Source organism: Aeromonas mytilicola subsp. aquatica, assembly GCF_044336385.1.
GTDB classification, from domain to species: domain Bacteria; phylum Pseudomonadota; class Gammaproteobacteria; order Enterobacterales; family Aeromonadaceae; genus Aeromonas; species Aeromonas rivipollensis.
Genome location: NZ_CP172298.1, coordinates 4209647 through 4235157 on the forward strand (window position 1 = coordinate 4209647; position 25511 = coordinate 4235157).

27 protein-coding genes and 1 pseudogene are annotated in these 25511 nt (G+C 64.8%); 12 read left to right on the forward strand and 16 right to left on the reverse strand.

The window, feature by feature from the left end:
* Positions 1–69: 69 nt before the first annotated feature.
* The 4 genes from ACFWHB_RS19320 to ACFWHB_RS19335 form a co-directional block, all read right to left on the reverse strand.
* Positions 70–507, reverse strand: coding sequence for a hypothetical protein (locus tag ACFWHB_RS19320; protein ID WP_106885127.1), 438 nt, complete (start codon positions 505–507; stop codon positions 70–72).
* Positions 508–730: 223 nt separating this feature from the next.
* Positions 731–1477, reverse strand: a complete 747-nt coding sequence (locus ACFWHB_RS19325; protein WP_111910704.1) for an SDR family oxidoreductase — start codon at positions 1475–1477, stop codon at positions 731–733.
* A 42-nt stretch (positions 1478–1519) separates the two neighbouring features.
* Positions 1520–1765 carry a DUF3624 domain-containing protein gene (locus ACFWHB_RS19330; protein WP_106885128.1) on the reverse strand — a complete coding sequence of 82 codons (246 nt, stop codon included), beginning with the start codon at positions 1763–1765 and terminating at the stop codon, positions 1520–1522.
* A gap of 27 nt (positions 1766–1792) precedes the next feature.
* Entirely contained in the window at positions 1793–2266 is a 474-nt protein-coding gene (locus ACFWHB_RS19335) for a GNAT family N-acetyltransferase (protein ID WP_106885129.1), read from the reverse strand.
* Between the two features lie 186 nt (positions 2267–2452).
* Here ACFWHB_RS19335 and ACFWHB_RS19340 point away from each other — a divergent pair, with 186 nt between their 5' ends.
* Entirely contained in the window at positions 2453–3895 is a 1443-nt protein-coding gene (locus tag ACFWHB_RS19340) for a RimK family protein (protein WP_395949070.1), read from the forward strand.
* Between the two features lie 24 nt (positions 3896–3919).
* Entirely contained in the window at positions 3920–4456 is a 537-nt protein-coding gene (locus ACFWHB_RS19345) for an MgtC/SapB family protein (RefSeq protein ID WP_392415983.1), read from the forward strand.
* A 60-nt stretch (positions 4457–4516) separates the two neighbouring features.
* Here the strand turns inward: ACFWHB_RS19345 and ACFWHB_RS19350 are convergent, their stop codons facing one another.
* Both ACFWHB_RS19350 and ACFWHB_RS19355 read right to left on the reverse strand, forming a co-directional pair.
* Entirely contained in the window at positions 4517–6133 is a 1617-nt protein-coding gene (locus ACFWHB_RS19350; protein ID WP_395949071.1) for an alpha-amylase family glycosyl hydrolase, read from the reverse strand.
* A gap of 124 nt (positions 6134–6257) precedes the next feature.
* Complete coding sequence (locus ACFWHB_RS19355) at positions 6258–6530, reverse strand: DUF2442 domain-containing protein (protein ID WP_395949072.1); 273 nt, start codon at positions 6528–6530, stop codon at positions 6258–6260.
* A 263-nt stretch (positions 6531–6793) separates the two neighbouring features.
* On the opposite strand from ACFWHB_RS19355, the gene ACFWHB_RS19360 reads away from it, so the two are divergent.
* The gene (locus tag ACFWHB_RS19360) at positions 6794–8758 is read left to right on the forward strand and encodes an LTA synthase family protein (RefSeq protein ID WP_395949073.1); all 1965 of its coding nucleotides are present in this window, start codon (positions 6794–6796) and stop codon (positions 8756–8758) included.
* Between the two features lie 57 nt (positions 8759–8815).
* Here ACFWHB_RS19360 and ACFWHB_RS19365 read toward each other — a convergent pair whose 3' ends face one another.
* Positions 8816–9286, reverse strand: a complete 471-nt coding sequence (locus ACFWHB_RS19365) for an Lrp/AsnC family transcriptional regulator (RefSeq protein ID WP_025325515.1) — start codon at positions 9284–9286, stop codon at positions 8816–8818.
* A gap of 160 nt (positions 9287–9446) precedes the next feature.
* Here ACFWHB_RS19365 and ACFWHB_RS19370 point away from each other — a divergent pair, with 160 nt between their 5' ends.
* Positions 9447–9965 carry a phosphatase domain-containing protein gene (locus tag ACFWHB_RS19370; RefSeq protein WP_395949074.1) on the forward strand — a complete coding sequence of 173 codons (519 nt, stop codon included), beginning with the start codon at positions 9447–9449 and terminating at the stop codon, positions 9963–9965.
* Positions 9966–10037: 72 nt separating this feature from the next.
* Here the strand turns inward: ACFWHB_RS19370 and metA are convergent, their stop codons facing one another.
* Entirely contained in the window at positions 10038–10985 is a 948-nt protein-coding gene (metA, locus tag ACFWHB_RS19375) for a homoserine O-acetyltransferase MetA (RefSeq protein WP_395949075.1), read from the reverse strand.
* Between the two features lie 144 nt (positions 10986–11129).
* On the opposite strand from metA, the gene ACFWHB_RS19380 reads away from it, so the two are divergent.
* Together ACFWHB_RS19380 and ACFWHB_RS19385 are read left to right on the forward strand one after the other, a co-directional pair.
* Positions 11130–12368: an HD-GYP domain-containing protein gene (locus tag ACFWHB_RS19380; RefSeq protein ID WP_171275315.1), complete on the forward strand. Its 1239-nt coding sequence runs from the start codon at positions 11130–11132 to the stop codon at positions 12366–12368.
* Positions 12369–12395: 27 nt separating this feature from the next.
* A complete protein-coding gene (locus tag ACFWHB_RS19385; protein ID WP_395949076.1) occupies positions 12396–13559 on the forward strand; it encodes a competence/damage-inducible protein A in 1164 nt (387 codons plus the stop codon).
* Positions 13560–13566: 7 nt separating this feature from the next.
* Here ACFWHB_RS19385 and ACFWHB_RS19390 read toward each other — a convergent pair whose 3' ends face one another.
* Complete coding sequence (locus ACFWHB_RS19390; protein WP_106885138.1) at positions 13567–14082, reverse strand: metal-dependent hydrolase; 516 nt, start codon at positions 14080–14082, stop codon at positions 13567–13569.
* Positions 14083–14495: 413 nt separating this feature from the next.
* Between ACFWHB_RS19390 and ACFWHB_RS19395 the strand changes: the two genes are divergently transcribed.
* The 4 genes and pseudogenes from ACFWHB_RS19395 to ACFWHB_RS19410 all read left to right on the forward strand — a co-directional run.
* Positions 14496–16160 carry a DUF342 domain-containing protein gene (locus tag ACFWHB_RS19395; protein WP_395949077.1) on the forward strand — a complete coding sequence of 555 codons (1665 nt, stop codon included), beginning with the start codon at positions 14496–14498 and terminating at the stop codon, positions 16158–16160.
* A 115-nt stretch (positions 16161–16275) separates the two neighbouring features.
* Positions 16276–17085, forward strand: coding sequence for a sugar-phosphatase (gene yidA / locus ACFWHB_RS19400; protein WP_290070161.1), 810 nt, complete (start codon positions 16276–16278; stop codon positions 17083–17085).
* A 365-nt stretch (positions 17086–17450) separates the two neighbouring features.
* Entirely contained in the window at positions 17451–18221 is a 771-nt protein-coding gene (locus ACFWHB_RS19405) for a gamma-glutamyl-gamma-aminobutyrate hydrolase family protein (RefSeq protein ID WP_395949078.1), read from the forward strand.
* A gap of 132 nt (positions 18222–18353) precedes the next feature.
* Positions 18354–18473, forward strand: a pseudogene (locus tag ACFWHB_RS19410) (gamma-glutamyl-gamma-aminobutyrate hydrolase family protein); the annotation flags it as partial.
* Positions 18474–18554: 81 nt separating this feature from the next.
* On the opposite strand, the gene ACFWHB_RS19415 reads toward ACFWHB_RS19410, so the two are convergent.
* The 7 genes from ACFWHB_RS19415 to ACFWHB_RS19445 all read right to left on the reverse strand — a co-directional run bounded on the left by ACFWHB_RS19415 (position 18555) and on the right by ACFWHB_RS19445 (position 24365).
* A complete protein-coding gene (locus ACFWHB_RS19415) occupies positions 18555–18959 on the reverse strand; it encodes a hypothetical protein (RefSeq protein ID WP_290029606.1) in 405 nt (134 codons plus the stop codon).
* Positions 18960–19051: 92 nt separating this feature from the next.
* The gene (locus ACFWHB_RS19420) at positions 19052–19762 is read right to left on the reverse strand and encodes an HAD-IA family hydrolase (RefSeq protein ID WP_395949079.1); all 711 of its coding nucleotides are present in this window, start codon (positions 19760–19762) and stop codon (positions 19052–19054) included.
* Positions 19763–19966: 204 nt separating this feature from the next.
* On the reverse strand, positions 19967–20920 hold the full coding sequence (gene xerC / locus ACFWHB_RS19425) for a tyrosine recombinase XerC (RefSeq protein ID WP_289979392.1): 954 nt from the start codon (positions 20918–20920) through the stop codon (positions 19967–19969).
* Complete coding sequence (locus tag ACFWHB_RS19430; RefSeq protein WP_162627239.1) at positions 20913–21593, reverse strand: DUF484 family protein; 681 nt, start codon at positions 21591–21593, stop codon at positions 20913–20915. The genes xerC and ACFWHB_RS19430 overlap by 8 nt, the downstream gene beginning before the upstream one ends.
* Positions 21594–21895: 302 nt before the next feature.
* The gene (gene dapF, locus ACFWHB_RS19435; protein WP_106885144.1) at positions 21896–22726 is read right to left on the reverse strand and encodes a diaminopimelate epimerase; all 831 of its coding nucleotides are present in this window, start codon (positions 22724–22726) and stop codon (positions 21896–21898) included.
* A gap of 161 nt (positions 22727–22887) precedes the next feature.
* Positions 22888–24138 (reverse strand): diaminopimelate decarboxylase, encoded by a 1251-nt coding sequence (gene lysA / locus ACFWHB_RS19440; protein ID WP_042649014.1) that lies wholly within the window; start codon positions 24136–24138, stop codon positions 22888–22890.
* 20 nt (positions 24139–24158) lie between these two features.
* Positions 24159–24365: an LPS translocon maturation chaperone LptM gene (locus tag ACFWHB_RS19445; RefSeq protein WP_139746205.1), complete on the reverse strand. Its 207-nt coding sequence runs from the start codon at positions 24363–24365 to the stop codon at positions 24159–24161.
* 73 nt (positions 24366–24438) lie between these two features.
* Here ACFWHB_RS19445 and cyaY point away from each other — a divergent pair, with 73 nt between their 5' ends.
* Positions 24439–24753, forward strand: a complete 315-nt coding sequence (cyaY, locus tag ACFWHB_RS19450) for an iron donor protein CyaY (protein WP_106885146.1) — start codon at positions 24439–24441, stop codon at positions 24751–24753.
* Positions 24754–24767: 14 nt separating this feature from the next.
* A complete protein-coding gene (locus ACFWHB_RS19455) occupies positions 24768–25421 on the forward strand; it encodes an alpha/beta hydrolase (RefSeq protein ID WP_234570296.1) in 654 nt (217 codons plus the stop codon).
* The last annotated feature ends 90 nt before the right edge of the window (positions 25422–25511 follow it).

The following is a 25511-nucleotide window of genomic DNA, read 5'->3' on the forward strand; positions in this document are numbered from 1 at the left end:
CATCCTTCCCGCATCCGGGGCAAAATCTTGCCCAGTTGACACCAAAGATTGCCGTTCGAGTCGTTGGTGTCAGGCCTGGGCGCTCTGCCCGCTCGACGACTTGCCGGTGAGCCTGTCCATGGCCGCCTTGAGCATGGCATCACGCTGCTCGGTCAGGGCCCGGGTCTGGGTCTCACGCTCTTCGGCCGAGAGCGCCTTGTTGTCGGCCACCCCCTTGATCTGGCTCTCAAGATCGTCAAATTTTTTGCGATCGAAGCCGAGTGCCTTGTCCACCAGCTGTTGTACCACCGTATTGTTGGCGCTCCCGGCCAGGGAGGCGCTCTTGCCGCTTCTGGCCAGATGCTCGTAAGTCAGTACCTGCTGCGCCTTGCCGGTCAGCACCTGGCTGGAGAGGCTGACCTGCTGATCCCAGCTCCCCTGCTGGCTGTCATCGCCACTGAGGGTGGCCAGGGCACGGCTGTGGGACGCACTCTGGGCGAGTTGCTGACCATAAGGTTTGATGTCCATGAAGGCTCCAAGCTGCTGCCGGCCAGGCCGGCGTCCGGGGAGAGACTCCCCGCCAATAACCATGACTCAGCAAGTTGCAGGCCAACTTGACCACTGGGTGGCAGCGACCTGGGATAGCGGGTGAATGACGCCAGATGACGCGGCGGGCAGGCGGGAAAAACGACAGGGCAGAAGCGAGAAGAGGCACCCAGGGGTGCCTCTTCTCATCCCGGCGAGACGGGGTTCAGCGACGGCTGATCTGCAGCGGGCCGAAAGTCTGGGCCACCGGCATGATCTCTATGCTGTTGATGTTGACGTGGGCGGGCTGCTGGCTGACCCAGAGCACCGTATTGGCGATGTCCTCCGGCTGGATGGCCTGCACCCCCTGATAGACGGTCGCCGCCTTGGCGTCGTCACCGTGGAAGCGCACGTTGGAGAACTCGGTGCCGCCGCACAGGCCCGGCTCCAGGTTGGTGACGCGGATGGCGGTGCCCGCCAGATCGGCCCGCAGGTTCAGGCTGAACTGCTTCACGAACGCCTTGGTGGCGCCGTAGACGTTGCCGCCCGGATAGGGATAGGTGCCGGCGATGGAGCCGATGTTGACCACGTGGCCGCGATTGCGCGCCACCATGCCCGGCAGCAGCAATCGGGTGAGCAGGGTCAGGCCGCTGATGTTGGTGGCTATCATCTGCTCCCAGTCTTCCAGATCCGCCTTGTGGGCAGGCTCAAGGCCGAGCGCCAGCCCGGCGTTGTTGACCAGCAGATCCACCTCCTGCCAGGCGGCCGGCAGCCCCTCGATGGCGGCGCGGGTGGCGGCCTTGTCCTGCACATCGAACGCCAGCGGCAGGAACTGCTCCCCCAGCTCGTCGGCCAGGGCGGCCAGCCGCTCGGCGCGGCGACCTGTGCCTATCACCCTGTAACCAGCCTGCACCAGCTGACGGCTGATGGCCTCACCAAACCCGGACGAGGCGCCCGTTACCATTGCGATCATCTGAACCTCCATTGTTATTTATCTGGTTGAAACAAAAAGAATTCACTCATTATCCAGCTCGCGCCCCGTCACCTTGCGCCAGAGGAAGACCGACAGGTGCAGCAGCAGCAGGCCGCTACCCCCCAGGGCAAACAGCAGGCCGGTGAGGGCGTTGACCGAGGTGTCGGCGCCACACCACCACCAGACCAGCCAGCCCACGGCCCCGATGACGAAGGTCTGGATGGCGCAAACCGGGCAACGCCCGAGTTTGGCCTTGATGGCGGTGGCCAGACAGTCGTCACAGCCCATGGCTGCCCCTCGATGCCAGGACGCGATTCACGACGCGTCCCGCCCGGCGGGGCGCAGCGCCAGCACCAGCCGGTGCGCATGCTGACCCGGCCCGTAGTAGTCCGGCAGCCGCAGCCTTGGGCGAAACCCCAGCCTGTGGTAGAGGGTCTGGGCCTCGGGGTTGGCGTCGGCCACCTCGAGCCGGATGGCGCCCCAGCCCGCCTCCCGGCCCTCCCGGATCACCTGCTCCAGCAGGCGCCGGGCCCAGCCCTGGCGGCGCACCGTCCAGCGAATGGCGAGGGTCTGGATGATGAGCCTGTCCCAGCCCCTGTGCTCCAGCACGCTGAGGTAGCCCATCAACTGCGCCTTCTCATCTTGCAGCAGCAGGGTGCGCCCCTTGGCATGGCTGAGCAGGTAGTGCCAGCGGCTGCGGCCGAAGGCGACTTCGGGGGGGAAACAGTAGCGTTCCAGCTTCACGATGGCGCCCAAATCATCGGTTCGGGCCGCGCGCACGGTCAACACGGGGAGTCCTTGTTCGGTTATTTATCCTCAGCACCAGAAATGCGACTTGTATCACAAGTTACCAAGGCAGAATATTAGGCACTGTAACCTCTTGTTTCCCCTCGCGCCATTGTCGTGCTTGTCGGTGCATCGAAGCCCACTGGGGATCCTGCCTTTTCGGGCAGTCCTTTCTGTGGAGCCGAAGATATGAGTACCTATGTCATCGTCGAGGAGCTGGGCGACTGGCCCTGCCATGCCGATTATCTGCTGACCGCCCGCACCTATCTGCAACACGGCGTGCCCACCACGGGCGGCCGCCCCCGCATCATCAACCTCTGTCGCAGCCTGGAACACCTGAGCGCCGGCTATTACTGCTCACTGCTGGCCCAGGCCCGCAGCCACCATTGCCTGCCGGGACTGCAGGCCATCAGCCGGCTGCAACCCCAGCAGCCACCGGCCAAGCTGTGGCGCAAGCTGCAGGGCTGGCTGACCCGCCAGAGCGAGGACAGGATCCGGGTGCGTGCCATCTTCGGCCAGTGCGAGCAGAGCGAGCTAGGGGGGCTGGCCCGCTACTACTACGGCCTGAGCCAGCTGCCGTTGCAGGAGCTGACCCTGAAACGTGGTCGTCACGGCTGGTCGGTGCGCCAGCAGCAGAGCCTCTCCCCGCTGGAGTTGAGCCAGAGCGAGCGAGAGCTGATGCTGCAACACGCCCAGGCCCTGGTGGGCACCGGGGGCGAGGAGCAGACGGCGCCGCTCTATCAGCTCGCCATCCTGATGGATCAGGACGATGGCCGCGCCAGCAGCGATGCCCTGGCGATAGAGCGCTTCATTCAGGCCGCCGCCACCCAGGGGATCCAGGCCGAGATACTGGCGCCCTCCGCCATAGAGCGGCTGCCGGAGTTCGACACCCTCTGGCTGCGGGCCGAGACCGCGGTCGGCCACTACACCTTCGAGTTTGCCCGCCGCGCCGAGCAGCTCAAGATGCCGGTGATCGACAGCTCCCGCGCCATCCTCGCCTGCAGCAACAAGCTCTACCTCTACGAGCTGATGGTGCGCAGCGGCGTGCCCATGCCGCCCACCATGGTGGTGACTCGCCGTGGCCGCCACCAGGTGGACGAGCTGGTACAGCGGCTCGGCCTGCCGCTGATGGTGAAGGTGCCCGACGGTGCCCAGGGCCGGGATCTCGCCATGGCGAGCGACGAGACCCAGCTCGCCCGCCTGCTGGACGAGGGGCTGGGCCGCTCCGCCCTGCTGCTGGTGCAGAGCCGGATCCCCGCCGAATTCGACTGGCGCATCGGCTTTCTCGACGGCTCGCCCCTGTTCGCCTGCCGCCGCTTCCGGCCGGAACCCGGCAACCGCATCCGCCGCCGCAAGCACCCCCTCGACATGAGCCGCATCGAGGCACTGCCGCTCACCGAGGTGCCGGAGCGGGTATTGCAGACCGCCCGCCGCGCCGTGCATCAGCTCGGCAACGGCCTGTTCGGGGTGGATCTGCGCCAGCAGGGCCAGGGCTGCGTGCTGCTGGAAATCATCGACAATCCCTGGATACGTGGCGATATTGAAGACAGAGAGGCCAAAGATCTCTACGAGCGCCTGGCCAGGGGCTTCCGGCAACGGCTGGAGAACCGGGGGCAGAGCGCGGCAGGATAACAAGCAGGATCGGCAGAGGTGGGTATGATGACAACGCAGTGGTGGGACATAGCGCCCCTTGGCTGGAACAACATTCTGGCCTGTCTGGTGTGCGGCGGTCTGGTCGGGTTGGAGCGTCAGTTGCACGGCAAGCCGGTCGGCATTCGCACCTCCTCCCTCATAGTGCTCGGCACTTACTGCTTTCTCGCCATCGGCGCCGCCGTCAGCCCGCAGTCTGCGGATCAGGCGCGGGTGCTGGGCCAGCTCATCACCGGCATCGGCTTCCTCGGCGCCGGGGTCATGATGACCCGGGATGGTCAGGTGCTGGGGGTGACCTCGGCGGCCACCATCTGGATGCTGGCGGCCCTCGGGGCCCTGATCGGCATGGGAATGCTGCACCAGGCGGTGCTGCTCACCGGCGTGACCCTGGGGATCCTGGTGGGGGTTCACTACCTTGAGACCAGCTTCAAGAGCCTGCGCCGCGGGGTGCACAACCGGCTGGAGCACTGGCGCAGCGGCAACGAGCGCGGCGCGCCGGCCAGCCCCCGTCAGGAGGAGCTCGGCAGCGGCCTCGAGAAGTGACCCTGTCGCCAGCTGGCAACAAAAAGGGCTCCTGCGGGAGCCCTTTTGCTGTTTGCCGTCTTATTGCAGCAGCAGGAAGCGACCACTGAGGGGCGGCAGATCCACCGTCAGGCTGCTGCCCCCCATGGCCAGGCGCTCGCCGCTCTGCAGATCCACCAGGGCGCTGCCGCTGCGCAGCTTGGCCAGAGGCAGGCTGTAGCTCTGGGGGGTGGTGGAGAGGTTGAGCAGGTAGACCACTTGCTCGGCCGCCGTCTGCTTGATGTCGCCATAGACGCTACCATCGGCCACCAGCTTGACTCGCGCCCCCTGATAGAGAGCGGGATGGGCGGCGCGCAAGGCCAGCAGCTCGCCAAGCCACTGCTTGAGCTCGGCCTGCTCGCCGCTCGGGGTGAAGCCGGTGACACCGGGCACCTTGCCGTCGCTGCGGGCCACGTGATCGTCGCACAATCCCTGGGCCGCACAGTCACCGCTCACCTGGGCAGCAAAGCCCGGCACCTCGTCGCCAAACTCCTCGCCGTAGTAGAGGGTGATGGGGCCGGAGCGGGCCGCCAGGAAGCTGAAGGCCGCCTTGTGGCGCTGCCAGTAGTCCGCCTGATTGAAATTGCCACGCTCCAGCAGATCGCCGAAACGCACCAAATCGTGGTTGCCCAGCATCAGGTTCGGCATGGCGTGATTGGGGTAGTTCTCCACCTTGTTCCAGCTGGCATCGAGCACGCTGGCCCCCTGCCCGCCCTTGCCGGACTCCTCCACCGCCAGCGCCTGCACCAGGCCGTAGCGCAGCGGGAAGTCGAACGCCGAGGAGAGCGCCGGGTTGTCGCTGCTGCCATAAGCCTGGGCCCGGATCTCGTCAGCTCCCTTCCACACCTCCCCGACCAGGTAGCCGAGGGTGCCCCACTGCTGGCCGGCGGCCTTGCGCGCCGCGCTGGCCTGCTCCACCTCGGTGTGAATGGCGCGCCAGTCATCCAGCCCCAGCTGATAGGCCTGATCGAGGCGCCAGCCGTCGATGCCGTACTGCTCAATCCAGTAGCGGGCCACCTCCTTGAAGTAGGCGAGGCTCTCGGGCTGGCCGTAATCCACCAGCTGGCCCGGATAACCGGCGCCGCCGCTGGTGAGGGCTGGCAGACGGCCCTCGGGGGAGGGCTTGCTAACCCCCACCTTGTTGACGTGGCCGAAGACGCCGTCGAGGAAGACATAGAGGCCGCGCTGGTGGGCCGCCTCCACCAGTTTTTTCAACTGGGCGTTGCTGCCGAAGTTGGGGTCCACGTTGAAGAAGTCACAGGCGAAATAGCCGGTGGCATCCAGCCTGTCGTCCCCGGCCTGACCGGCGCAGGAGTCGAACACAGGGGTGAGCCAGATGGCGTTGACGTTGAGGCTCTTGATGTGGTCCAGGCTGTCGATGATCCCTTGCAGATCGCCGTTGTGCCTGGAGGGGCCGTAACCGACGCCGTAGTTGGCACTGCCGTCGCCATCGACGAAGGACTCCACCATCACCTGATAGGTTCTCAGGTTGCAGGCGGGCTGATCATCGCCATAGCAGGCGCGACTGTCCGAGGTGGGAGGCGGATTGACCACGGGGGGCTGGGTCTCACCGCTGGATCCCCCGCCGCCACTGCCGCACGCTGTCAGTAACAAGGCGGCCCCGATCAGGCCGCCATGGCGCAACCTTCCTTGTTTCATTGTTATCTTCCCGCTGTGGTGGTGCTGGCGCAAAATGCGCCACCCTGAGGCCATGATAACGGCCTCGCCAGAGCGGGTCTGTGACTGAAAACGTTACCTGGCTCAACGAGTTAGCCCGTCACTCTCAGCCCGGATTGCGATCGGGGAAGGCCTCGCGCTCGTCGATGGGGGCAATGAGGTGATAGACCTCCTGGGCCGACAGGATGCAGCCCGAGGGCCACTCCAGCTGGTGGCGGCGATTGATGAAGACCCGGGCGCAACGCCGCTCCGAGTCCAGCGCCGCGAACAGGGGCTGGCTGCGCCAGGGGGTCAGATCCAGCACCCCGGTGGTGCCGTCAGAGAGCACCACGAACAGGCACCAGCCGTGCACATACTCCACATCGATAAAGACCGGCATCCCTTCGGCTCCGATTGAGAAAATCCGGCGCCATTATAGGCAAGCCCCTCGCCGCACTTTGCAGTGGGGATCACACAACGCCCAGTCATTTATCCTGTCTTTTGGCTCCCCCGGGAGCCCTCATTAAAAAAATCAATGTTATCAATAGCGTCCAGTCTCTCCCTGCACCGCAACCTTTCCCTGCCCCCATTGTCATAACCCTGCAATATAAAAAAAGCTGTCCTCGGATGGGCATCAAAAAACAGGCTTTATCAGGAAAAACAATGACAAAAATAAGACATTGGCTGGGTCCATTTTGGCCCATCGCCATTTTTTCGGTGATCGCGCTCATCGCCCTCTCCGCCAGCCGGGCAGGCCTGGGGCTCTGGCAACAGGAGCGGGTCGACGCCGTCGCCGGTTGGTCAGAGATGCTGCTGCAGGGATTGCGCGTCGACTTCGCCACCCTCTGCTGGCTGTGGGGCGTGCCCGCCGTCTTCACCCTGCTGCTGGCCGGCCCCCATGCCCTGGGCCGCGCCTGGTTGCAGCTTATCCGGGTCTGGCTGACTCTGGGGCTCTGGCTGATGCTCTTCCTCGAGATCTCCACCCCCGCCTTCGTCACCGAATACGGGGTACGCCCCAATCGCCTCTATATCGAATACCTCATCTACCCGAAGGAGGTGCTCGCCATGCTGTGGGCGGGCCGCAAGGGCGAACTGCTGCTGGCCCTGGTGTTCAGCCTGCTGACCCTGGGGGGCGGCTGGTGGCTGAGCGGGCGCCTGATGCGGCACCTGAGCTTCCCGCGCTGGCATCTGCGCCCGGCCTTCGCCCTGCTGATCCTGGCCATCGGCTTCCTCGGCGCCCGCTCCAGCCTGGGGCACAGGGCCCTGAACCCGGCCATGGTGGCGTTCGCCAGCGATCCCCTGGTCAACGCCCTGACGGTCAACTCCGCCTACTCCCTCTTCTTCGCCATCAAGCAGATGAGCAACGAGGAGAGTGCCGGCGAATTCTACGGGGAACTGCCCAGAGAGCGGATCCTGGAACTGGTGCGCGAGGAGAGCGGCCGTCCCGGCCAGGACTTCAACTCCGAGACACAACCCAGCCAGACCTTCAACGAAGCCAGCCATAGCGGCAAGCCGAAGAACCTGGTGATCCTGCTGCAGGAGAGTCTCGGTGCCCAGTTTGTCGGCTCCCTCGGCGGCCTGCCCCTGACCCCCAACATAGATGCGCTGTCCCGGGAGGGATGGGCGTTCGAGCAGCTCTACGCCACCGGCACCCGCTCGGTGCGTGGCATAGAGGCGGTGCTGACCGGCTTCACCCCGACCCCGGCCCAGGCCGTGGTCAAACTCGGCAAGAGCCAGACCAACTTCTTCACCATCGCGGATCTGCTCAAGCAGCGGGGCTATGACACCAGCTTCATCTACGGCGGCGAGAGCCACTTCGACAACATGCGCAGCTTCTTCCTCGGCAATGGCTTCACCACCATAGTCGAGCAGAAGGACTTCAAGAACCCTGTGTTCGAGGGCTCATGGGGTGCCTCGGATGAAGATCTCATGGCCAAGGCCAACGACACCTTCGAGGCACTCCACAAGCAGGGCAAACCCTTCTTCAGCCTGGTATTCAGCTCAAGCAACCACGATCCCTTCGAGTTCCCTGACGACCGCATCTCCCTCTACGAGCAGCCCAGGGCGACCCGCAACAACGCCGCCAAGTACGCGGATTTCGCCGTCGGCGAGTTCTTCAGGAAGGCCAAGGCATCGGACTACTGGAAGGACACCCTGTTCCTGGTCATCGCCGATCACGACAGCCGGGTCGGCGGCGCCAGCCTGGTGCCCATACCCCGCTTCCATATCCCTGGAGTCATAGTGGGAGAGGGCATAGCGCCGAAACAGGATAGGCGCATCGTCAGCCAGATAGACATGGCGCCCACCCTGCTCTCCCTGATGGGCATAAGCGCCGACTACCCCATGCTGGGCAAGGATCTGACCCGGATGCCGGCGGACTGGCCGGGGCGCACCATCATGCAGTACGACAAGAACTTCGCCCTGATGCGGGGCAAGGACGTGGTGATACTGCAACCTGAGCGGGCGGCGGAAGGCTTCGTCTATGACGATGCCAGCGAGACCCTCACCCCGGCCCCGCAGCCGGATGCCATGAAGGATGCCGCGCTGGGCCTGGTACTCTGGGGCAACCTGGCCTACCAGCAGGGGCTCTACCAGACGGCGCCGGACGACAGGCTCGCCCTCAACTGACACGATGCAGAAACGAAAAAACCGCCAACTGGCGGTTTTTTGCGGCTTCCCTGGCGCTCAGGGGTGAGTGAAGCAGGGCAGGGAGCGGCTGAACCTGTGCTCGAACACCAGGGAGGTCTCGAGGTGCACCACCTCTTCCCGGGAGGTGAAGTGATCGAACACGAAATTGCGCAGGTGCTCGGTGTCGGCGACGCAGAGGTGCACCAGGAAATCATCCTTGCCACCCATGTGAAACAGGCTGATCACCTCGGGCAACGCCAGTATGGCATCGCGAAACGCATCTATGATCTGCCGGCTGTGGCGCGCCAGCTGCAGGGAGACCATGGCCTGGATATGGCCGCCCAGGGCCTGATAATCCACCTCGCAGTGAGCGCCCTTCAGCACCCCGTCCTGTTGCAGCTTGCGCACCCGCTCCAGGCAGGTGGAGGGAGCCACCCCGACCAGGGCCGCCAAATCCTTGTTGGTCATGCCCGCATCGCGAAACAGATGGGCCAGGATGTCCAAGTCCAGTTGATCCAGGTTTCTCATCTCTACTCCTTCCATCGCTCAATTTTTTTAGACTCTGCCCGTAAACCGGGCCGAACACAACGCAGATTGACATCGCACCCGCGCCCTCTATGCTGTGCCGCACTCAAACAGGGGGCCAACAAGTTCGTTTGACACCCGCCTAGCACCGACAAGGATCCTCATGCTCAGTGCCCACCCCTTCTGGAGCCTGGAGGTTCCGCGCCTCGACGGTCAGCTGTTGCTTACCCCCTGCCCCGGCAACCAGCAGGTTGCCATGCCCCTCGCCCTGGCCCAGTTGCAGCTGGCCGGTGCCGGCGGTGTGCTCACGCTGATGACAAAGGATGAGCTGGCCGCACGCGGCGCAGATTCCCTCGGCTCACTGGTCAGGGCCAGGGGCATGGCCTGGTTTCACCTGCCCATAGCGGACGATGAGGCCCCCGATGAAGCCTTCGAGCAAGCCTGGCCTCCCGTGCTGCCGCAACTGCTCGCCCTGCTGCGCGAGGGCAGACACCTTGCCACTCACTGTCACGGAGGGAGCGGCCGCACCGGGCTGGTGGCGGCCCTGCTGCTGATGACCCTGGGCCAGCCCCAGCCGGAGGCCATGGCCGCCATCCGGGCCAGGCGACCCGGCGCCTTTACCCTGGCCTGCCACCGTCACTGGCTCGACACCCGTGGGCGACGGCTGGCCGGGGCCGACTAAAGGGCGCCCTACCCCTTGGGCGGCTGATTAAGTGAATACCTTGCCAATAGCGGGTGAGCCAGCCCGAGACACCTAGCCCTTGGGCTGCTCGTAGGTGAACACCTTGCCGATGTCCTCCAGCCGATAGCTGGTGAGCTGATAGACGTAGTAGTTGAGCCAGTTGGAAAACAGCAGGTGGCCGTGGCTGCGCCAGGTGGCGCGCGGAGTCTGGCCGGGATTGTCGTCCGGGTAGTAGTTGACCGGGATGACGGGGGTGAGGCCCGCCGCCAGATCCCGCCGGTACTCCCCGTCCAGGGTCAGGGCATCGTATTCCGGGTGGCCGGTGACGAACACCTGGCGGCAATCCTTGGTCGCCGCCAGATAGACCCCCGCCTCCTCCGACTCGGCGAAGATCTGCAGATCGGTGTGGGCGCGGATGAGGTCACCGTCGAAGGCCGCATAGCGGGAGTGGGGTGCGACGAACTCGTCATCGAAGCCACGCAGCAGCGGCTCGTGCTCATCGAGGCGATGATGGCGATAGACCCCTGACAGCTTCTCGCCGTGGGTCTGCTTCTCCATGCCGTAGAGCGCCTTGAGCGCCGCCTGCACCGCCCAGCAGAGGAACAGGGTCGAGGTCACATGCTGATGGGACCACTCGATGATCTCGACGATGCGCGGCCAGTAGACCACCTCCTCGAACTCCACCAGCCCGAGCGGCGCCCCCGTGATGATCATGCCGTCGTAGTTGTTGCCACGCACCTGCTCGAAGTCGTGATAGAAGTTCTCCAGGTGCGCCTGGGGCGTGTTCTTCGACTCCCGATCGTCGATGCGCAGCAGATCCACATCCACCTGCAACGGCGAGTTGGAGAGCATCCGCATCAGCTGGATCTCGGTCTCTATCTTCTTGGGCATCAGGTTGAGAATGAGCACCCGCAGCGGACGGATGTTCTGGGTGACGGCCCGGGATTCCGTCATCACGAAGATGTTCTCCTGCCCCAGCACTTCGGCGGCGGGCAACTGGTCCGGGATCTTGATCGGCATGCTGACTCCCTGTACTGCATCGGTAAATATGTCTGGACATCTAGAAGCCTATAATAAAGCGCTCATCCTGTCATCAGATACCTTTTGTATTCACCCCTGCCTTTGACTAGCATACGGCTCTGTGTGTCTCTCGTGTCCAACCCCATGACAGGAATCAAGATCTCCGTAGATCGGCTGCAAGTCGGCAATTACGTCTCCCTGCCACTGGGATGGCGCGAGCACCCCTTCCTGTTCTCCAGCTTCAAACTCAAGAGTGAAGAGGAGATAGAGCTGATCCGTCGGCTCGGTCTCAAGCTGGTGACCATCATTCCCGACAAGAGCGACGCCCCCCCCAAGCCCCTCGATCAGGTGCAGCCCGCACCGGATGGCACTGACGATCTCGTCGGCCGCCAGCAGGAGATGCAGCAGGAGAAGGCCAGGCGCATCGAGCAGTTGCAGCGCTATCGCCGGGATCTGCAGCAGTGCGAGAAGCATTTCCAGCAGTCCCTGGCCCAGGTGCGCAACCTGATGGGCAAGATCCAGTCCCGCCCCCTCAACGCCATCAATGAGGCCCAGGAGCTGATCAACGCCATGACGGAGCAGCTGCTGTCGGTGGACGAGATGGTGCTGCACCTGGTGTCGGGCAGCGAGGATGGCAACAGCCTCCAGTTCCACTCCCTCAACGTCAGCGTGCTCAGCATGCTGCTGGCCAGGGAGTGCAAGTTGCCAGCCGAGGCTATTCGCCAGGTCGGCATGGGGGCCCTGTTCCACGACATCGGCAAGCTGAAGATCCCGAGCCAGATCCTGCGCAAGACAAGCCCCCTGACCAAACCGGAGCAGAACCTGATGGCCCAGCACCCGCGCTATGGCCTGGAGCTGCTGAGCCTGGCCAGCGGCTTCCCGGAGCCGGCGAAGCGCATAGTGCAGTACCATCACGAATATCTGGACGGCAGTGGGCCCCAGGGGCTCAGGGGGGATCAGCTCGACCCCCTGACCCAGATAGTGTCCCTCATCAACGAGTACGACAACCTCTGCCACCTGCAGGCCAAGGTGCCCTACTCGGCCCTCGGCAACCTCTACAAGCAGCGCAAGGCCCAGTTCAACACCGACCACCTCGGCATGCTGATCCGCCTGATGGGCATCTACCCGCCCGGCAGCGTGGTGCAGCTCTCCAACGGCCAGGTCGGGCTGGTGATGTCGGTCAACGCCTCCCGCCTGCTCTACCCCGCCGTGCTGGTGTACGATCCCCGCATCCCGCGCCAGGAGGCGGCCATCATAGATCTCGAGCAGGCCGAGCTGACGATTGCCAAGGTGATCCACCCCAAGCGACTGCCCCCGGCGGTGTTCGAGTACCTCAACCCGCGCACCCGGATCAGCTACTACTTCGAGCACAACAAGCCCTGATCGGGGTCCACCATCCAAGGAGTCTGCATGCGTATCGAGATCATCAGCACGGGGGACGAGATAGTGACCGGCCTGGTGGTGGACACCAACGCCGCCTGGCTCAGCGCCCTGCTGCTGGAGCAGGGCTGGCAGGTGCGCCGCCGCCTCACAGTGGGGGACAACCTCGCCGATCTGAAGGCCGCCTTGCAGGAAAGTGCCAGCCGGGCCGAGGTGGTGCTGGTGTGCGGGGGCCTGGGCCCCACCGCGGATGATCTCACCGCCCAGGCAGCGGCCGAGGCCTTCGGCCAGCCCCTGACCCTGTTCCCTGACTGGCTCGCCACCATGGCCGAGCGCTACGCCAGCCGGGGCCGCACCATGGCCCAGAGCAACAGCAAGCAGGCCTGGCTGCCCCGGGGCTGCGAGATCCTCGACAACCCGGTCGGCACCGCCTGCGGCTTCCTGGTCAGCCACCCGGCCAGCCACGGCCAGAGCCGGCTCTTCTTCACCCCGGGCGTGCCGTTCGAGTTCAAACAGATGGTGTGCGAGCAAATCCTGCCGCGCCTCAAGGCGCTGGCGGGGGAAGAGACGGACACAGAGCTGCGCCGCTTCTATACCTTCGGCATCTCGGAATCCGCCCTCTCGGACAAGCTGGATGCAGCGCCCTGGCCCGCCGGCATCGAACTCGGCTACCGCTCCTCCATGCCCCTCATCGAGCTGAAACTCATCGGCCATGGGGCCAGCGCCGCCGACATGGCGGCCGCCGAGGCGCGCCTGCTCGGGGAGATAAGTCCCTGGCTGGTGGGACGGGGGAACGAGGAGCCGGCGCAGCAGATCCTGGCCCTGCTGGGGGAGCGGCCGCTGTGGCTGCAGGAAGGCGAGAGCCGGGGCGCCCTGCTGGCCATGTGCCACCCCCATCCGGTGCTGGAGGCCAGCTTCAGCCACAATCTCCCGAGCGAGCTCGACCATCTGACCTGCAGCGGACGGGAACCCAGCCTGACCATAGGCAGTGCGGGCCCCGACGGCGTGCCGCTGCTGCTGTGCGCAGACGGCCAGCGAATCGGCCAGACAGTGAAGCTAAGTCACCCGGATCCCGAGAGCGGCCGCCGGATCCTCGCCTTCGCCGCCCTCGACATGCTGCGCCGTCACCTGCAGGGCCTGCCGGTGCTCGCCGACTACCTCACCCTGACCAGAACTGCCAGCCGCATCGACTGATACAGTGCTAGAAGGCGCCTAAGCCCGCGCTCCCATGCACCCAGTACCCGGCGAGCGCCAGGGTCAGCAGGCAGAAGGCCTTCTCGTAGCCTCCGCCGCTCTTGAGGGGCAGGCCGGGCAGCCGAAAGCGCCGGCGCCAGGGCCAGAACAGGGGAATGCCCGCCGGTGTGAGCCAGTCCCCGAGCAGGTGGCTGAGGTAGCCGACGATGAGGGCGTCCTTCATCACCCCGGACAGAGGGCCGGGTGCCTGAAACTGCGCCAGCCCCCATATCCCCAGGCCCACCGCCAGCAGGCTGTGGGTGAAGCCGCGATGGCCGAACAGGCGGGAGAGCGGCCCCGAGATCCAGGGCAGTTGCCGACCGAGCAGGGATTGGGGGTGATCGAGATCCGGCAGCAGGGCGCTGGCCAGGGCCATGGGCACTATGTGCCACAGGCTGCCTTCGGCCAGGGCCGGAGTGAGTTCGACCTTGTGGGCAAGCAGGGCGCAAGTAACGGAAAACAGCAGGTGGCCTTGGGCGGTCATGGGGCTCGTTCGGTTGGACAAGAGGGCAGTATGGTCGGCAGCGACCCGCATCAGCGCCTCGGGGCGGCGGCAGATTAAAATCCCTTGAACCGCCTCTGGCAAGGTGAATCGTATCGCCACCCTGAACTTGATCCCCGTCGGGGGCGGCAGTCGGTGAAATAGTCAGCAGATACCGCCAAAAACACCTCATTTGACACTCAGCAAGCCACCGCGCCTTCGCCATCGGCCCAACTCCCCGTCACACAGGATTTCCTCAACCCGGCTCACCCATTTGCACTCGGCTCGTTGACCCGGACGGCGAAATGTCAGAATACTGCGGTTCTTGGCCGCCCCGGCGGCATCGACTCTTGGCAAGGATCCCGCCCCCGACCACAGGGGGGCTAGCCGGATCGGGACAACGAAGGAGGATCCCGGTGTTAAGCAAAGCGTGGTTTCAGCTGTCGGCAGACATGACCTATGTCTGTCTGCGCATTACCCCGGGTCTCACCGAGCCCGTCCAGGAGCAACATGTCCTGGCCCTGCTGCGGCTCTCCAACTGCCGACGCTATCAGCCCCTCGACGAGGGGATCCGGCAGGCCATCGCCCTGCTCAACACCCTGCTGACCCAGTCGGACGCCCCCTCCCACCCTCCCGTGCCCATAGCCCAGCGGCAGGATGCCCGGCTCCTCGTCCTGGTCGACAAGGATCAGATGAGCGCCAGCGCCCAGATCACCGCCGACTGGGGCGGCAACCCCCTGACCCTGGCGCAGTTGCAGGAGGCCGTGGCGGCGAGCCCAATCAAGCAGGGGGTGAGCGAGCGGCTGCTCGCCGCCGCCATCAAGGCCGCCAGCGAGGCGGCGCCCGGCGCCCGGCTAAACCCCGTCATAGCCCTGGGCAAGGCGGCCAGGCACGGCCAGGATACCCGGCTGGAGCGGCTGGTGGAGACGGCAGCGGAGCGGATCCTCAAGCCCCAGGAGGTGGACCACGGCAAGGTGGACATGCGCGACCTCGGCACCCTGCTCACCGTCAAGGCGGGCGCCCCCCTGATGCGGCGCCACCCCGCCACCCAGGGCATAGACGGCTTCACGGTGACGGGCCAGGTGCTGCCGGCCCGCCACGGCAAGGAGAGCGCCATGACGGCAGGAGAAGGGACCTGCTTCTCCCCCGAGGATCCGGATCTGCTGCTGGCGACCCGTGCCGGGCTACCTTGCCAGGAGCGGGCCGGCATGAGGGTGGATGAGGTGCTGAGCGTCAAGCAGGTCGACATCCGCCACGGTCACGTCATGTTCGAGGGCTCCCTGCTGGTCACCGGGGACGTCATGCCCGGCATGCGGATCAAGACCAGCGGCGATGTGGTGATAGGGGGCTTCGTCGAGGGGGGCTATATCGAATCCGGCGGCACCATCACGGTGCGCAACGGCATCATAGGGCGCAAGCTGGAGGGGGACCAGTACCTCTGCCACCTCAACGCCGGGGGCGAGATCCACGCCAGCTATGCCCAGTACGCCAGGCTGGAGGCCGATGGCGACATCCATATCCAGAGCCAGCTCAGCCACAGCTATTGCCGCAGCGGCCAGGACATCAGGGTCGGGGACAGCGCCATGCGCAAGGGCCACCTCATCGGCGGCATCAACATCGCCAACCGCCTCATCATGGCGCCCGTGCTCGGGGCCTCGGCGGCGAACCGGACCCGGCTGCAGATCCTCGGCGGCTACTTCAGCCACAAGGAGCAGGAGCAGGCCCTGCGTCAACGCAAGCAGGCCTGCCGGGAGCAGCTCGACAAGCTGCAGGATCTCATCCTGCGGCTGCTGCAACTGCCCGGCGACAAGCGCAATCCCGAGACCCTGAAGAAGATCAAGGAGCTGCGCACCCGTCAGCTGGACGAGAGCAAGTCCCTTGATGAACAGCTTGCCGAGGCGCAGCGCGAGCTGCAGGCCCTGATGGCCAACATGGACATCATCGCCACCCAGCGCCTCTTCCCCGGTGTCGAGGTGGAGATGGCCCATCACCACAACAGGGTCGACATAGAACACGGCCCCATCCACTTCGCCATCCGGGAAGATCAACTGCAACTGACCCCTTACGAGGGCCAGCACTGAGAGGTGCCATGGCCCCTATTAGGCGATGGCGGCGTGATCCCGGCGGCGATTTTCGCTACACTCGGCCTCCCCTTGGCCCCATAGGGCGGGCCGGCCAGACTCAGGTAGTGAGAAGATGTACAAGCTGATCGCATTGGATATGGATGGCACCCTGCTGAACCCGCACGGTCAAATAACCCCCCGCACCCATGCCGCCATCGCGGCCGCCCGCGCCCGGGGCGTGACAGTAGTGCTGACCTCGGGTCGCCCGCTGGAAGGCATGACCCCCTATCTGGCCGAACTCGGCCTCACCGGTCAGGATGACTACGTCATCTGCTACAACGGCGCCCTGGTGCAACAGGTTGCGGATCAACGCATACTGCGCAGCCAGCTGCTGACCGGCAGCGACGCCAGCGCCATCGCCCATCTCGCCTCTGAGCTGGGGGTCAACGTCCACGGCTTCTCCGTCCGCCAGGGCCTCATCAGCCCCAGGGTCAGCACCTACACAGAGCACGAGTCCCAACTGATCAAGATGCCGATCAACCTGGTGGACTTCGCCACCCTGCCCGCCGACGAGCAGATCATGAAGGTGATGATGATAGACCCAGAGCCCCAGCTCTCCCGCGCTATCGCCCAGTTGCCCGCCGAGCTCTATGAGCGCTACACGGTGGTGCGCAGCTCCCCCTACTTCCTCGAGTTCATGAACAAGCGAAGCAACAAGGGCACCGGCGTGGCCGCCCTGGCGGAGCACCTGGGCCTCACCGCCCACCAGGTGATCGCGGTGGGCGATGCGGGCAACGACCGCCACATGATCGAATATGCCGGACTCGGGGTTGCCATGGGCAACGCCACCGACGAGATCAAGACGCTGGCGCAGCACACCACGGCCCGCAACGACGAGGACGGCGTGGCCAGGGTGATAGAGCAGTTCATCCTCAATGCCTGAATCGACGAGGGGCCTGCGGGCCCCTTCTGCTATCCGGCCATCAGGGCCGAATGTTTAATATATCCACCACGCCTTTCCCCCAAATGCCCGCCAACTGCCGCTCAAGCCCCTGATGCAGGGACTCAAGCTGGCTCAGTCGCCACGAGATTTAACATTAACGCATCATTTCGTTTGACATATTGAACGGCCTTGGCAGACTGGGATCGGGATCCAGGCTGTCATCGCCCAGGCTGACCGACGATTCTGGCACTGTGGCACGACCCTGATCCCATGACCATGCCTTGAGGCATGCCCTTGCGAGAGTGACGCGGCAAGGGCCTTCCCAAGGCGCAGGATGAGACCGCCAAGGATAGCCAAGGTGACCTATGCCCAACCTCAGTTCCCATTCCAAACCCGTCGTGTTGATGACCATGGGGGCCCAGGCCCGCAGTGGCCACGCCTACCAGGTAATGACCCACAAATACATCACCCCCCTGGTGGAGCTCAGCGGCTGCGTGCCCCTGCTGGTTCCCACCTGCTGCGGGACAGCTGATCTGGAACAGTATCTGGATCTCGTCGATGGGGTCTACCTGAGCGGGGCCGGATCCAACATAGATCCCGCTCTCTACGGCCAGGAGAACCTGACCCCGGAGAAGGCCCAGGACAGGGACAGGGATCTGTTCGACATAGCACTGGTGCGCGCCGCCCTCGATCGGGGACTGCCCCTGCTCGGCATCTGCCGCGGCATGCAGGAGATCAACGTGGCGCTGGGCGGGGATATTCATCAGAAGGTCTATTGCGAGCCCGGCTATGCGGATCACAGAGAGGATGCGGACGATCCCGTGGAGGAGCAGTATGGCCACAGCCACCAGGTGAGCCTGGTGCCCGGCAGCTGGTTTGCCGACCTGATGGGGGAGGCGCAGATCCCGGTCAACTCCCTGCACGGCCAGGGGATCAGGCGCCTTGGTGAGGGGTTGGCGCCGCTGGCCCATGCCGAAGACGGGCTGATCGAGGCGATCCACGCCCCTGCCCTCTCCCCCTTCCTGCTGGCGGTGCAGTGGCACCCGGAGTGGAAGGCGAAAGAGAACCCCCACTCCATCAAGCTGTTTAGCGCCTTCGGCGACGCTTGTCGCCAGTATCGGCAGCGGGTCGGCTAGTCGCCGAATCCCTTGCCCTTCAACTTGGGCAGGGCCCCGCGATCCGGGCGCTGCAGGATACGGCAGACATCCAGCGCCGCTGGCCCATGTCGAGGGTGGCTTGATCGAGGCTATTCATGCCACGCTCCCACCCCCTTCCTCCTGGCGGTGCAGTGGCACCCGGAGTGGAAGGCGAAAGAGAATCCCCACTCCATCAAGCTGTTTAGCGCCTTCGGCGACGCCTGTCGCCAGTATCGGCAGCGGGCGGGCTAGTCGCCGACCCCCTTGCCCTTCAACTCCTTGCCCTTCAACTTGGGCAGGGCCCCTCGATCCGGGCGCAGGGGCGCCAGGCGGCTAGTCGCCGAACCCCTTGCCCTTCAACTTGGGCAGGGCCCCGCGATCCGGGCGCAGGGTGCGACAGACATCCAGCCCCTTGAGGCCTCGCTGGACATGGTCAGGGGCCTGCCCCAGCACCATGCCGTTGCCGCGATATAGCCGGGCCTCTTCCAGCTCGAACAGCTCGCCGCCGATCAGCAGCTGTTCGCGGCCATCGACCACCTTGCCCCGCTTCAGGGGCAGGGTCATGTCCACCAGTATCTCGCCGGTGGCGCACCCTTCACGCCAGCGGGCCTGATCCGAAAAGGGCGAAATGGCGATATCCCGCCAGGATCCATCCCGAAACTCCATCCGGTAGTGGTCGCTAAACAGATCGCAGCCCCCCAGCACCATGGGGATGGCCAACCAGATGACACTCTTCATTCCACTCACGCCCAGCACTCCTTTGTCAGTCCGCGCCAAGGATAAATAAATGGCCTCGCCTGCGCATCTCTTTCTCTGCCCCTCTAGCAGGATCAGAGCAGCAGCCCGGCCAGCTCGTCGAGGGTGGCGAGCTCCACATCCGGCAGCAACTGTAACGACTGCCAGGGCAACCGGCGCTCGTTGAGCCAGGCGGCCTTGAAGCCGTGCAACCTGGCCCCCAGCACGTCCGTCTCGGGATGATCCCCCACGTGGAGTATCTGGCCGGGGGCGAGCCCGAGAGCCTGCTGCACCTGCACGAACATGTCCGGCGCCGGCTTCATCCTGGCCCCGGCCCCCGCCTTGCAGACCAGGGTGAAGTAGTCCGCGAGGCCAGCCTGCACCAGATCCAGGTTGCCATTGGTGATCACAGCCAGAGGGTAGCGTTCCGCCAGGCGAGCCAGCAGGGCGTGAGTTGCCTCGCTCACCTCTATCTTCGAGCGCTCGGCGAGAAAGGCGGCGAACACCCGCTCTGCCTCCTGCTCCGCCAAGGAGGCGGCCATGCCCCCCTGCACCATGGCCTCGCGGATGCCGTGCTGGCGCGCCAGGCTGACGTCCTGACCCAGCTCGGGCCGGGCCAGCAGCAGGTTGCGCTTGAGCTCGAGCCAGCGTGGCTTGTCCAGCATGGCGGTGGCCAGGTATTCGCTGCGCAGGTGGCTCAGCATCCACTGCTCGGCCCGCGCTATGGCGGGGCCGTTGTCATAGAGGGTGTCGTCAAGATCAAACGAGATGGCGGCCACCGGCTGCCAGCGACGGTAGAACTGCATGGTCATTCCTCTTTATGGGGCTGTTCCCGTTACCTGTTGTCAAACCCATTCCCCTCATCCCCAACCCTTCTCCCACTAGGGGAGAAGGGAGCAGAACCATTCGAGCACAGTCGCTTTTACTCATCTTCCGGGGTAGCGGGATCCCGCTTGGCCCTCGCGAATGGTGCGCTGTCATTCCCTTGGCCCCTTGATAACTGGCAAAGCTCACTCATCTTCCGGGGTGGCAGGATCCCGTTTGGCCCTTGGGTGGGCGCTGTCATACACCTTGGCCAGATGCTGGAAGTCGAGGTGGGTATAGATCTGGGTGGTGGAGAGATCGGCGTGGCCCAGCAGCTCCTGCACCGCCCGCAGATCGCCAGAGGACTCCAGCATGTGGGTGGCGAAGCTGTGGCGCAGCTTGTGGGGATGGACGTGGGCATTGAGGGCCTGCTTGTTGCCCCAGCCGTCGAGCCGCTCCTGTACCGAGCGGGCCGACAACCGCTGCCGGCGTTTCGAGACGAACAGCGCCTCTCCCTCGTCCCCCGCCAGCAAGGGCCGCACCTTGAGCCACTTCTGCAGCCACTCCACCGCCATCCTGCCCATGGGCAGCACCCGCTCCCGCGACCCCTTGCCGGTGACCCTGAGCTGGCGCTCATCGAGCTTCACGTCCGCGAGGTTGAGCCCCACCAGCTCGGCGAGGCGCAAGCCGGAGGAGTACATCAGCTCCATGATGGCGCGATCCCGCACCGCCAGCGGATCCTGCTCGTCGGTGATGTTGAGCAGCTGGTACATCTCGTCCACGTCGAGGTTTTTGGGCAGCGGCCGCCCCTGCTTGGGGGTCACTATGCCGCGGGCCGGGTTGGCAGGGAGCCGCCCCTGGCGCACCTGCCAGTCGCAGAAACTGCGCAGGGCAGAAACCTTGGTGGCGAGCGATCGGGGGGCCAGGCCTGCCTTGTGCATCCGGGTCACCAGGCTGCGCACCTGGCTCGCCTCGAGCCGGGCCCAGTCATCGACCCCCAGCCTGACCAGCTCGGCGGCCATGGCCTCCAGATGGGCCTGATAGTTGCTGCGGGTATGAGGGCTGAGCTGGCGCTCGACCCTCAGGTATTCGATAAAGGCGGTGAGTTCCCCCGCCAGGGCGGGAGGCAGGGGAGCGGCGGGGAGGGGTGCCTTAGCCACGAACCAGCTCGGGCAGACGCAGTTGCAGCAGACGCCCCAGCTGACCCAGCAGCAGGGTGTCGTTGTGGGGGGTGAAGTGGCTGGGATCCGAGCTGGCGAAGGCCAGCACGCCGAGATCCCCGAGCCGCATCAGGGCCACGGAGTTGACCAGCACGTCGCTGCCAAACAGCGCCTGCTTCTCGCTCTGGTTGAGCCGGCCGAAGTAGTAATCCGTCCCGGGCAGCCGCTGGCCCAGCAGCTGGTCGAGCTGCTTGCCGTCCGCAAGGAAGCGCTGCTCGGGGCCAGTCAGCTGGAATTTCTTCGGGCTGAGCCAGAGCCGCAGGCCGGTCAGCCGCAGCCGCTGCACGAAGGCCTTGCCCATCACGGCGCTCAGCTCGAACAGGGTCTGGCAGCCATACAGCTCGCCATAGAGATCCGCATAGACCCGGAAGATCCGCTCGTTCTCGCTGGCGATCCCCATCAGTTCGGTGATCTCCTGCTCCAGCTGCTCGATGCGCTCGCGCTGTCTGTCCAGCTGGCGCTCCACCAGGGAGATGGTGCCCTTGTGCTCATGGGGAATGCGGATCCTGTCCAGCATGGCCCCGTGGCGCTGGAAAAACTCGGGGTAACGGGCCAGGTACTCCAGCACTGTGGCTTCGTCCATCAGTGATTCCTGCCGTTTGAGTTCGCTCATAACTTGGTTGATCCATCCGAAAAAGGGGCACAGGGCCCCGACATTACCGTTTGGCTGCGCGGAGGACGTCCCCGCTCGATGCCTATCACTCTATCTGGCCGTCGAACACGTGTTCGGCCGGGCCCGTCATATGCTCGGCTGGCCCGCTCACTGGCTTACAGCTCTATCTGGCCATCAAAGACATGCTCGGCCGGGTCCGTCATATGCTCGGCTGGCCCGCTCACTGGCTTACAGCTCTATCTGGCCATCAAAGACATGCTCGGCCGGGCCCGTCATGTAGACCGGCTGACCCGCTCACTGGCTTACAACTCTATCTGGCCATCAAAGACATGTTCGGCCGGGCCCGTCATGTAGACCGGCTGACCCGGCCCCTTCCAGGCGATGGTCAGCTTGCCCCCCGGCAGGGTGACGGTGACCCGCTCCCTGAGTTTGCCCTGGCTGATGCCGAGCACCACGGCCGCACAGGCGCCGGTGCCGCAGGCCAGGGTCTCCCCCACCCCGCGCTCGAACACCCGCAACTTGATCTCGCTGGCACTGACCATCTCCATGAAGCCGACGTTGACCCGCTCGGGGAAACGCTCGTGGCGCTCCATGATGGGGCCCAGGGTCTCCACCGGAGCATCGGCCACCGAGGGCACCTCGATGACGCAGTGGGGATTGCCCATGGAGACGGCACCGCACATCACAGTGTGATCCTGCGCCCGCAGCAGGTAGGTCTTCTCCGCCTTCTGGGCGCGAAACGGGATCTTGCCCGGCTCGAACTGGGGCACCCCCATGTTGACCGTGACCTGGTTCTCACCCTCCAGCTGCAATGTGATGCGGCCTCGGGCCGTGCTGACCGCGATGCGATCCCGGTTGATCAGCCCCTTGAGGCGCACGAAACGGGCGAAACAGCGGGCACCGTTGCCGCACTGCTCCACCTCGCTGCCATCGGCATTGAAGATGCGGTAGTGGAAGTCGAGCTCGGGATCATAGGGCGGCTCCACCAGCAGCAGCTGATCGAAGCCGATGCCAAAGTGGCGATCCGCCAGCTTCTTGATGACGTCGTTGCTGAAAAACACCTTCTGGGTGACACCGTCCACCACCATGAAGTCGTTGCCCAGGCCATGCATCTTGGAAAATTCAATCAACATCTTTTTTCCCTGCGCCGTTCAGGCCGTAACGAAAGTCGCCAACCACCCTGAAGTCGTTGTCCAACCCCCCATGCATCCTGGAAAACTCAATCAACATCGCGCGTTCCTGTCTCACCGTTTATCACGCTCTCACCTGGAGGAACGCTGAAAATCCATATAGCTCAAGGCAGCAGGTGCTCGCCTCGCCAGAGGTCGGCGAGCTGCTCCCGCTCACGAATGAGGTGGGCCTGGTCACCGTCCACCAGCACCTCGGCCGCACGGGGACGGGTGTTGTAGTTGGACGACATGGTAAAGCCGTAGGCCCCGGCGGAACGCACCGCCAGCAGTGAGCCCTCGGCAATCGCCAGGGTACGCTCCTTGCCGAGGAAGTCACCGGTTTCACACACGGGGCCGACCACGTCGTACAGCGCCTTCTCGTGGGTCGTGCGGCTGTCCACCTCTATGATGTTCATCCAGGCGCCGTAGAGGGAGGGGCGCAGCAGATCGTTCATGCCGGCGTCGATCAGCGCGAAGTTGCGGGTCTCGCCGGGTTTGAGGAACTCGACCCGGGTCAGCAGCACGCCGGCATTGGCGACTATGGCACGGCCCGGCTCGAACAGCAGGGTCAGATCCCGGCCCGCCAGCTTCTGCTTGAGCGCCTCGGCATACTCGGTCGGATGCGGTGGCTGCTCGGCGCCATAGTTGACCCCCAGGCCCCCGCCCACGTCCAGGTGATGGATGTGGATGCCTTCGGCCGCCAGCTCGTCGATCAGCTTAAGCAGCTTGTCCGCCGCCTCCATAAAGGGATTCAATTCAGTGAGTTGAGAGCCGATGTGACAATCCACCCCCTTGATCTCGATGTGGGCCATGGCCGCCGCCTTGCGATAGATAGCGGGCGCCTGCTCGATGGGGATGCCGAACTTGTTCTGCTTGAGGCCGGTGGAGATATAAGGGTGAGTGCCGGCGTCTATGTCGGGATTGACCCGCACCGAGACGCGCGCCTTCTTGCCCATGCTGCCAGCGACCCGGTTCAGGCGCTCCAGCTCGGCTTCCGACTCCAGGTTGAAGCAGAGGATCTCTTTCTCCAGCGCGAGGCGCATCTCGGCCTCGCTCTTGGCAACGCCGGAGAAGACCACCTTGGCCGGATCACCCCCTGCCGCCAGCACCCTGGACAGCTCCCCGCCGGAGACGATGTCAAAGCCCGAGCCCAGGCGGGCAAGCAGGTTGAGCAGCGCCAGGTTGGAGTTGGCCTTGACCGCGTAGCAGATCAGATGGGGAATGTCCCCCGCCGCCTGATCGAAGGCGTGCCAGTGGCGCTCCAGGGTGGCGCGGGAGTAGACATACAGCGGGGTACCGTACTGGTCGGCGAGCTGTTGCAGGGGAAGCTGCTCGGCCTGAAGCTGGCCGTCGGCGTCGTAGTTAAAGTGATCCAAGGGGGCGGTTCCTTCCTAGATTATTGCGGCGCGGCCTCGGAGGCCGGTGTGGCGGTCGCAGGCGAGGCGGCTTGCGGTGTACTCTCTGTCTTGGGCTGTGCCGGTGCTTGCTCAGTGGCGGCGGGCTGCTCGGCCGGTGGCATGTAGAGTGGCCCCGTCAGGCCGCAGGCGGCCAACCCGAACGACAGCGACGCGGCAAACAGGCACTTGGTGAACTGGGTAATCATAATGGTTCGCTGCGAAAAAATTTTTGGCCCTCTATAATCGCACTCACATTGTTAAAAGCAACAGGATAAACCGATGAAGGATCACGAGTATCACGCCCTGACCGACGCCTTCTTCCAGTATGTGGAAGACGTTATCGACGAGGGGTATCCGGATATCGACTGCGAGCGAGCAGGCGGTGTGCTGACCTTAAGCTTCGAGAACAAGACCAAGGTCATCATCAACAAGCAGGAGCCCCTGCACCAGATCTGGGTGGCCACCCGCGAGAACGGCTTCCACTTCGAACTGCGCGGTGACAGCTGGATCGACAACCGCTTCGGCGACGAGCTCAAGGCCCTGCTGACCCGGGCCTGCACCACCCAGGCGGGCGAGCCCGTCCAGTTCCCATGATGACAGAGTATCCCATGATGGATCTGCATCCCCAGGGCGCCCGTCATGCGGTGATCTGGCTGCACGGGCTGGGGGATTCCGGCGCCGGGCTCGCCCCCCTGGTCGATGCCCTGGCGCTGCCCGCCACCCTGCCGGTCCGTCACCTGCTGCCCGATGCACCTGAGCGGCCCATCACCATCAACATGGGCTACAAGATGCGCGGCTGGTACGACATCAAGAGCTTCGACGACCCGGCGGATCGCGCCGTGGAGTCCCATGTGCGCGAGTCCGCCGATCGTATCGCCGCCCTGCTGGATCGGCTGGTGGCCGAGGGCTTCGCCCCAGGCAACATAGTGCTGGCGGGCTTCTCCCAGGGGGGCGTCATCGCCTCCTTCACCGCCCTGCGCCATCCGGCGCCACTGGCGGGCCTGCTCTGCATGTCCACCTATCTGGCGGCACCCGAGCAACTGGTCGAGGAGATGAGCGAGGCCGCCCGCGCCCTGCCCATCTGCTACATGCACGGCATCTATGATGACGTGGTGAGCCTCTCCATGGGCTGGAATGCCAAGAACCGGCTGGAGGCGGCGGGCCTCAGCCTGGAGTGGCACGAATACCCCATGCGCCACGAGATCTGCCGACCCCAGCTCGCCGACATCCGCCACTGGCTGCTGGCGCGCCTCGGCGCCTGATGTAGCACCACAGATACGACAACGGCCTGCATCATGCAGGCCGTTTGCTTTCATCCCTGATGGCGATGTGCCCGGCACATCACCCAGCTT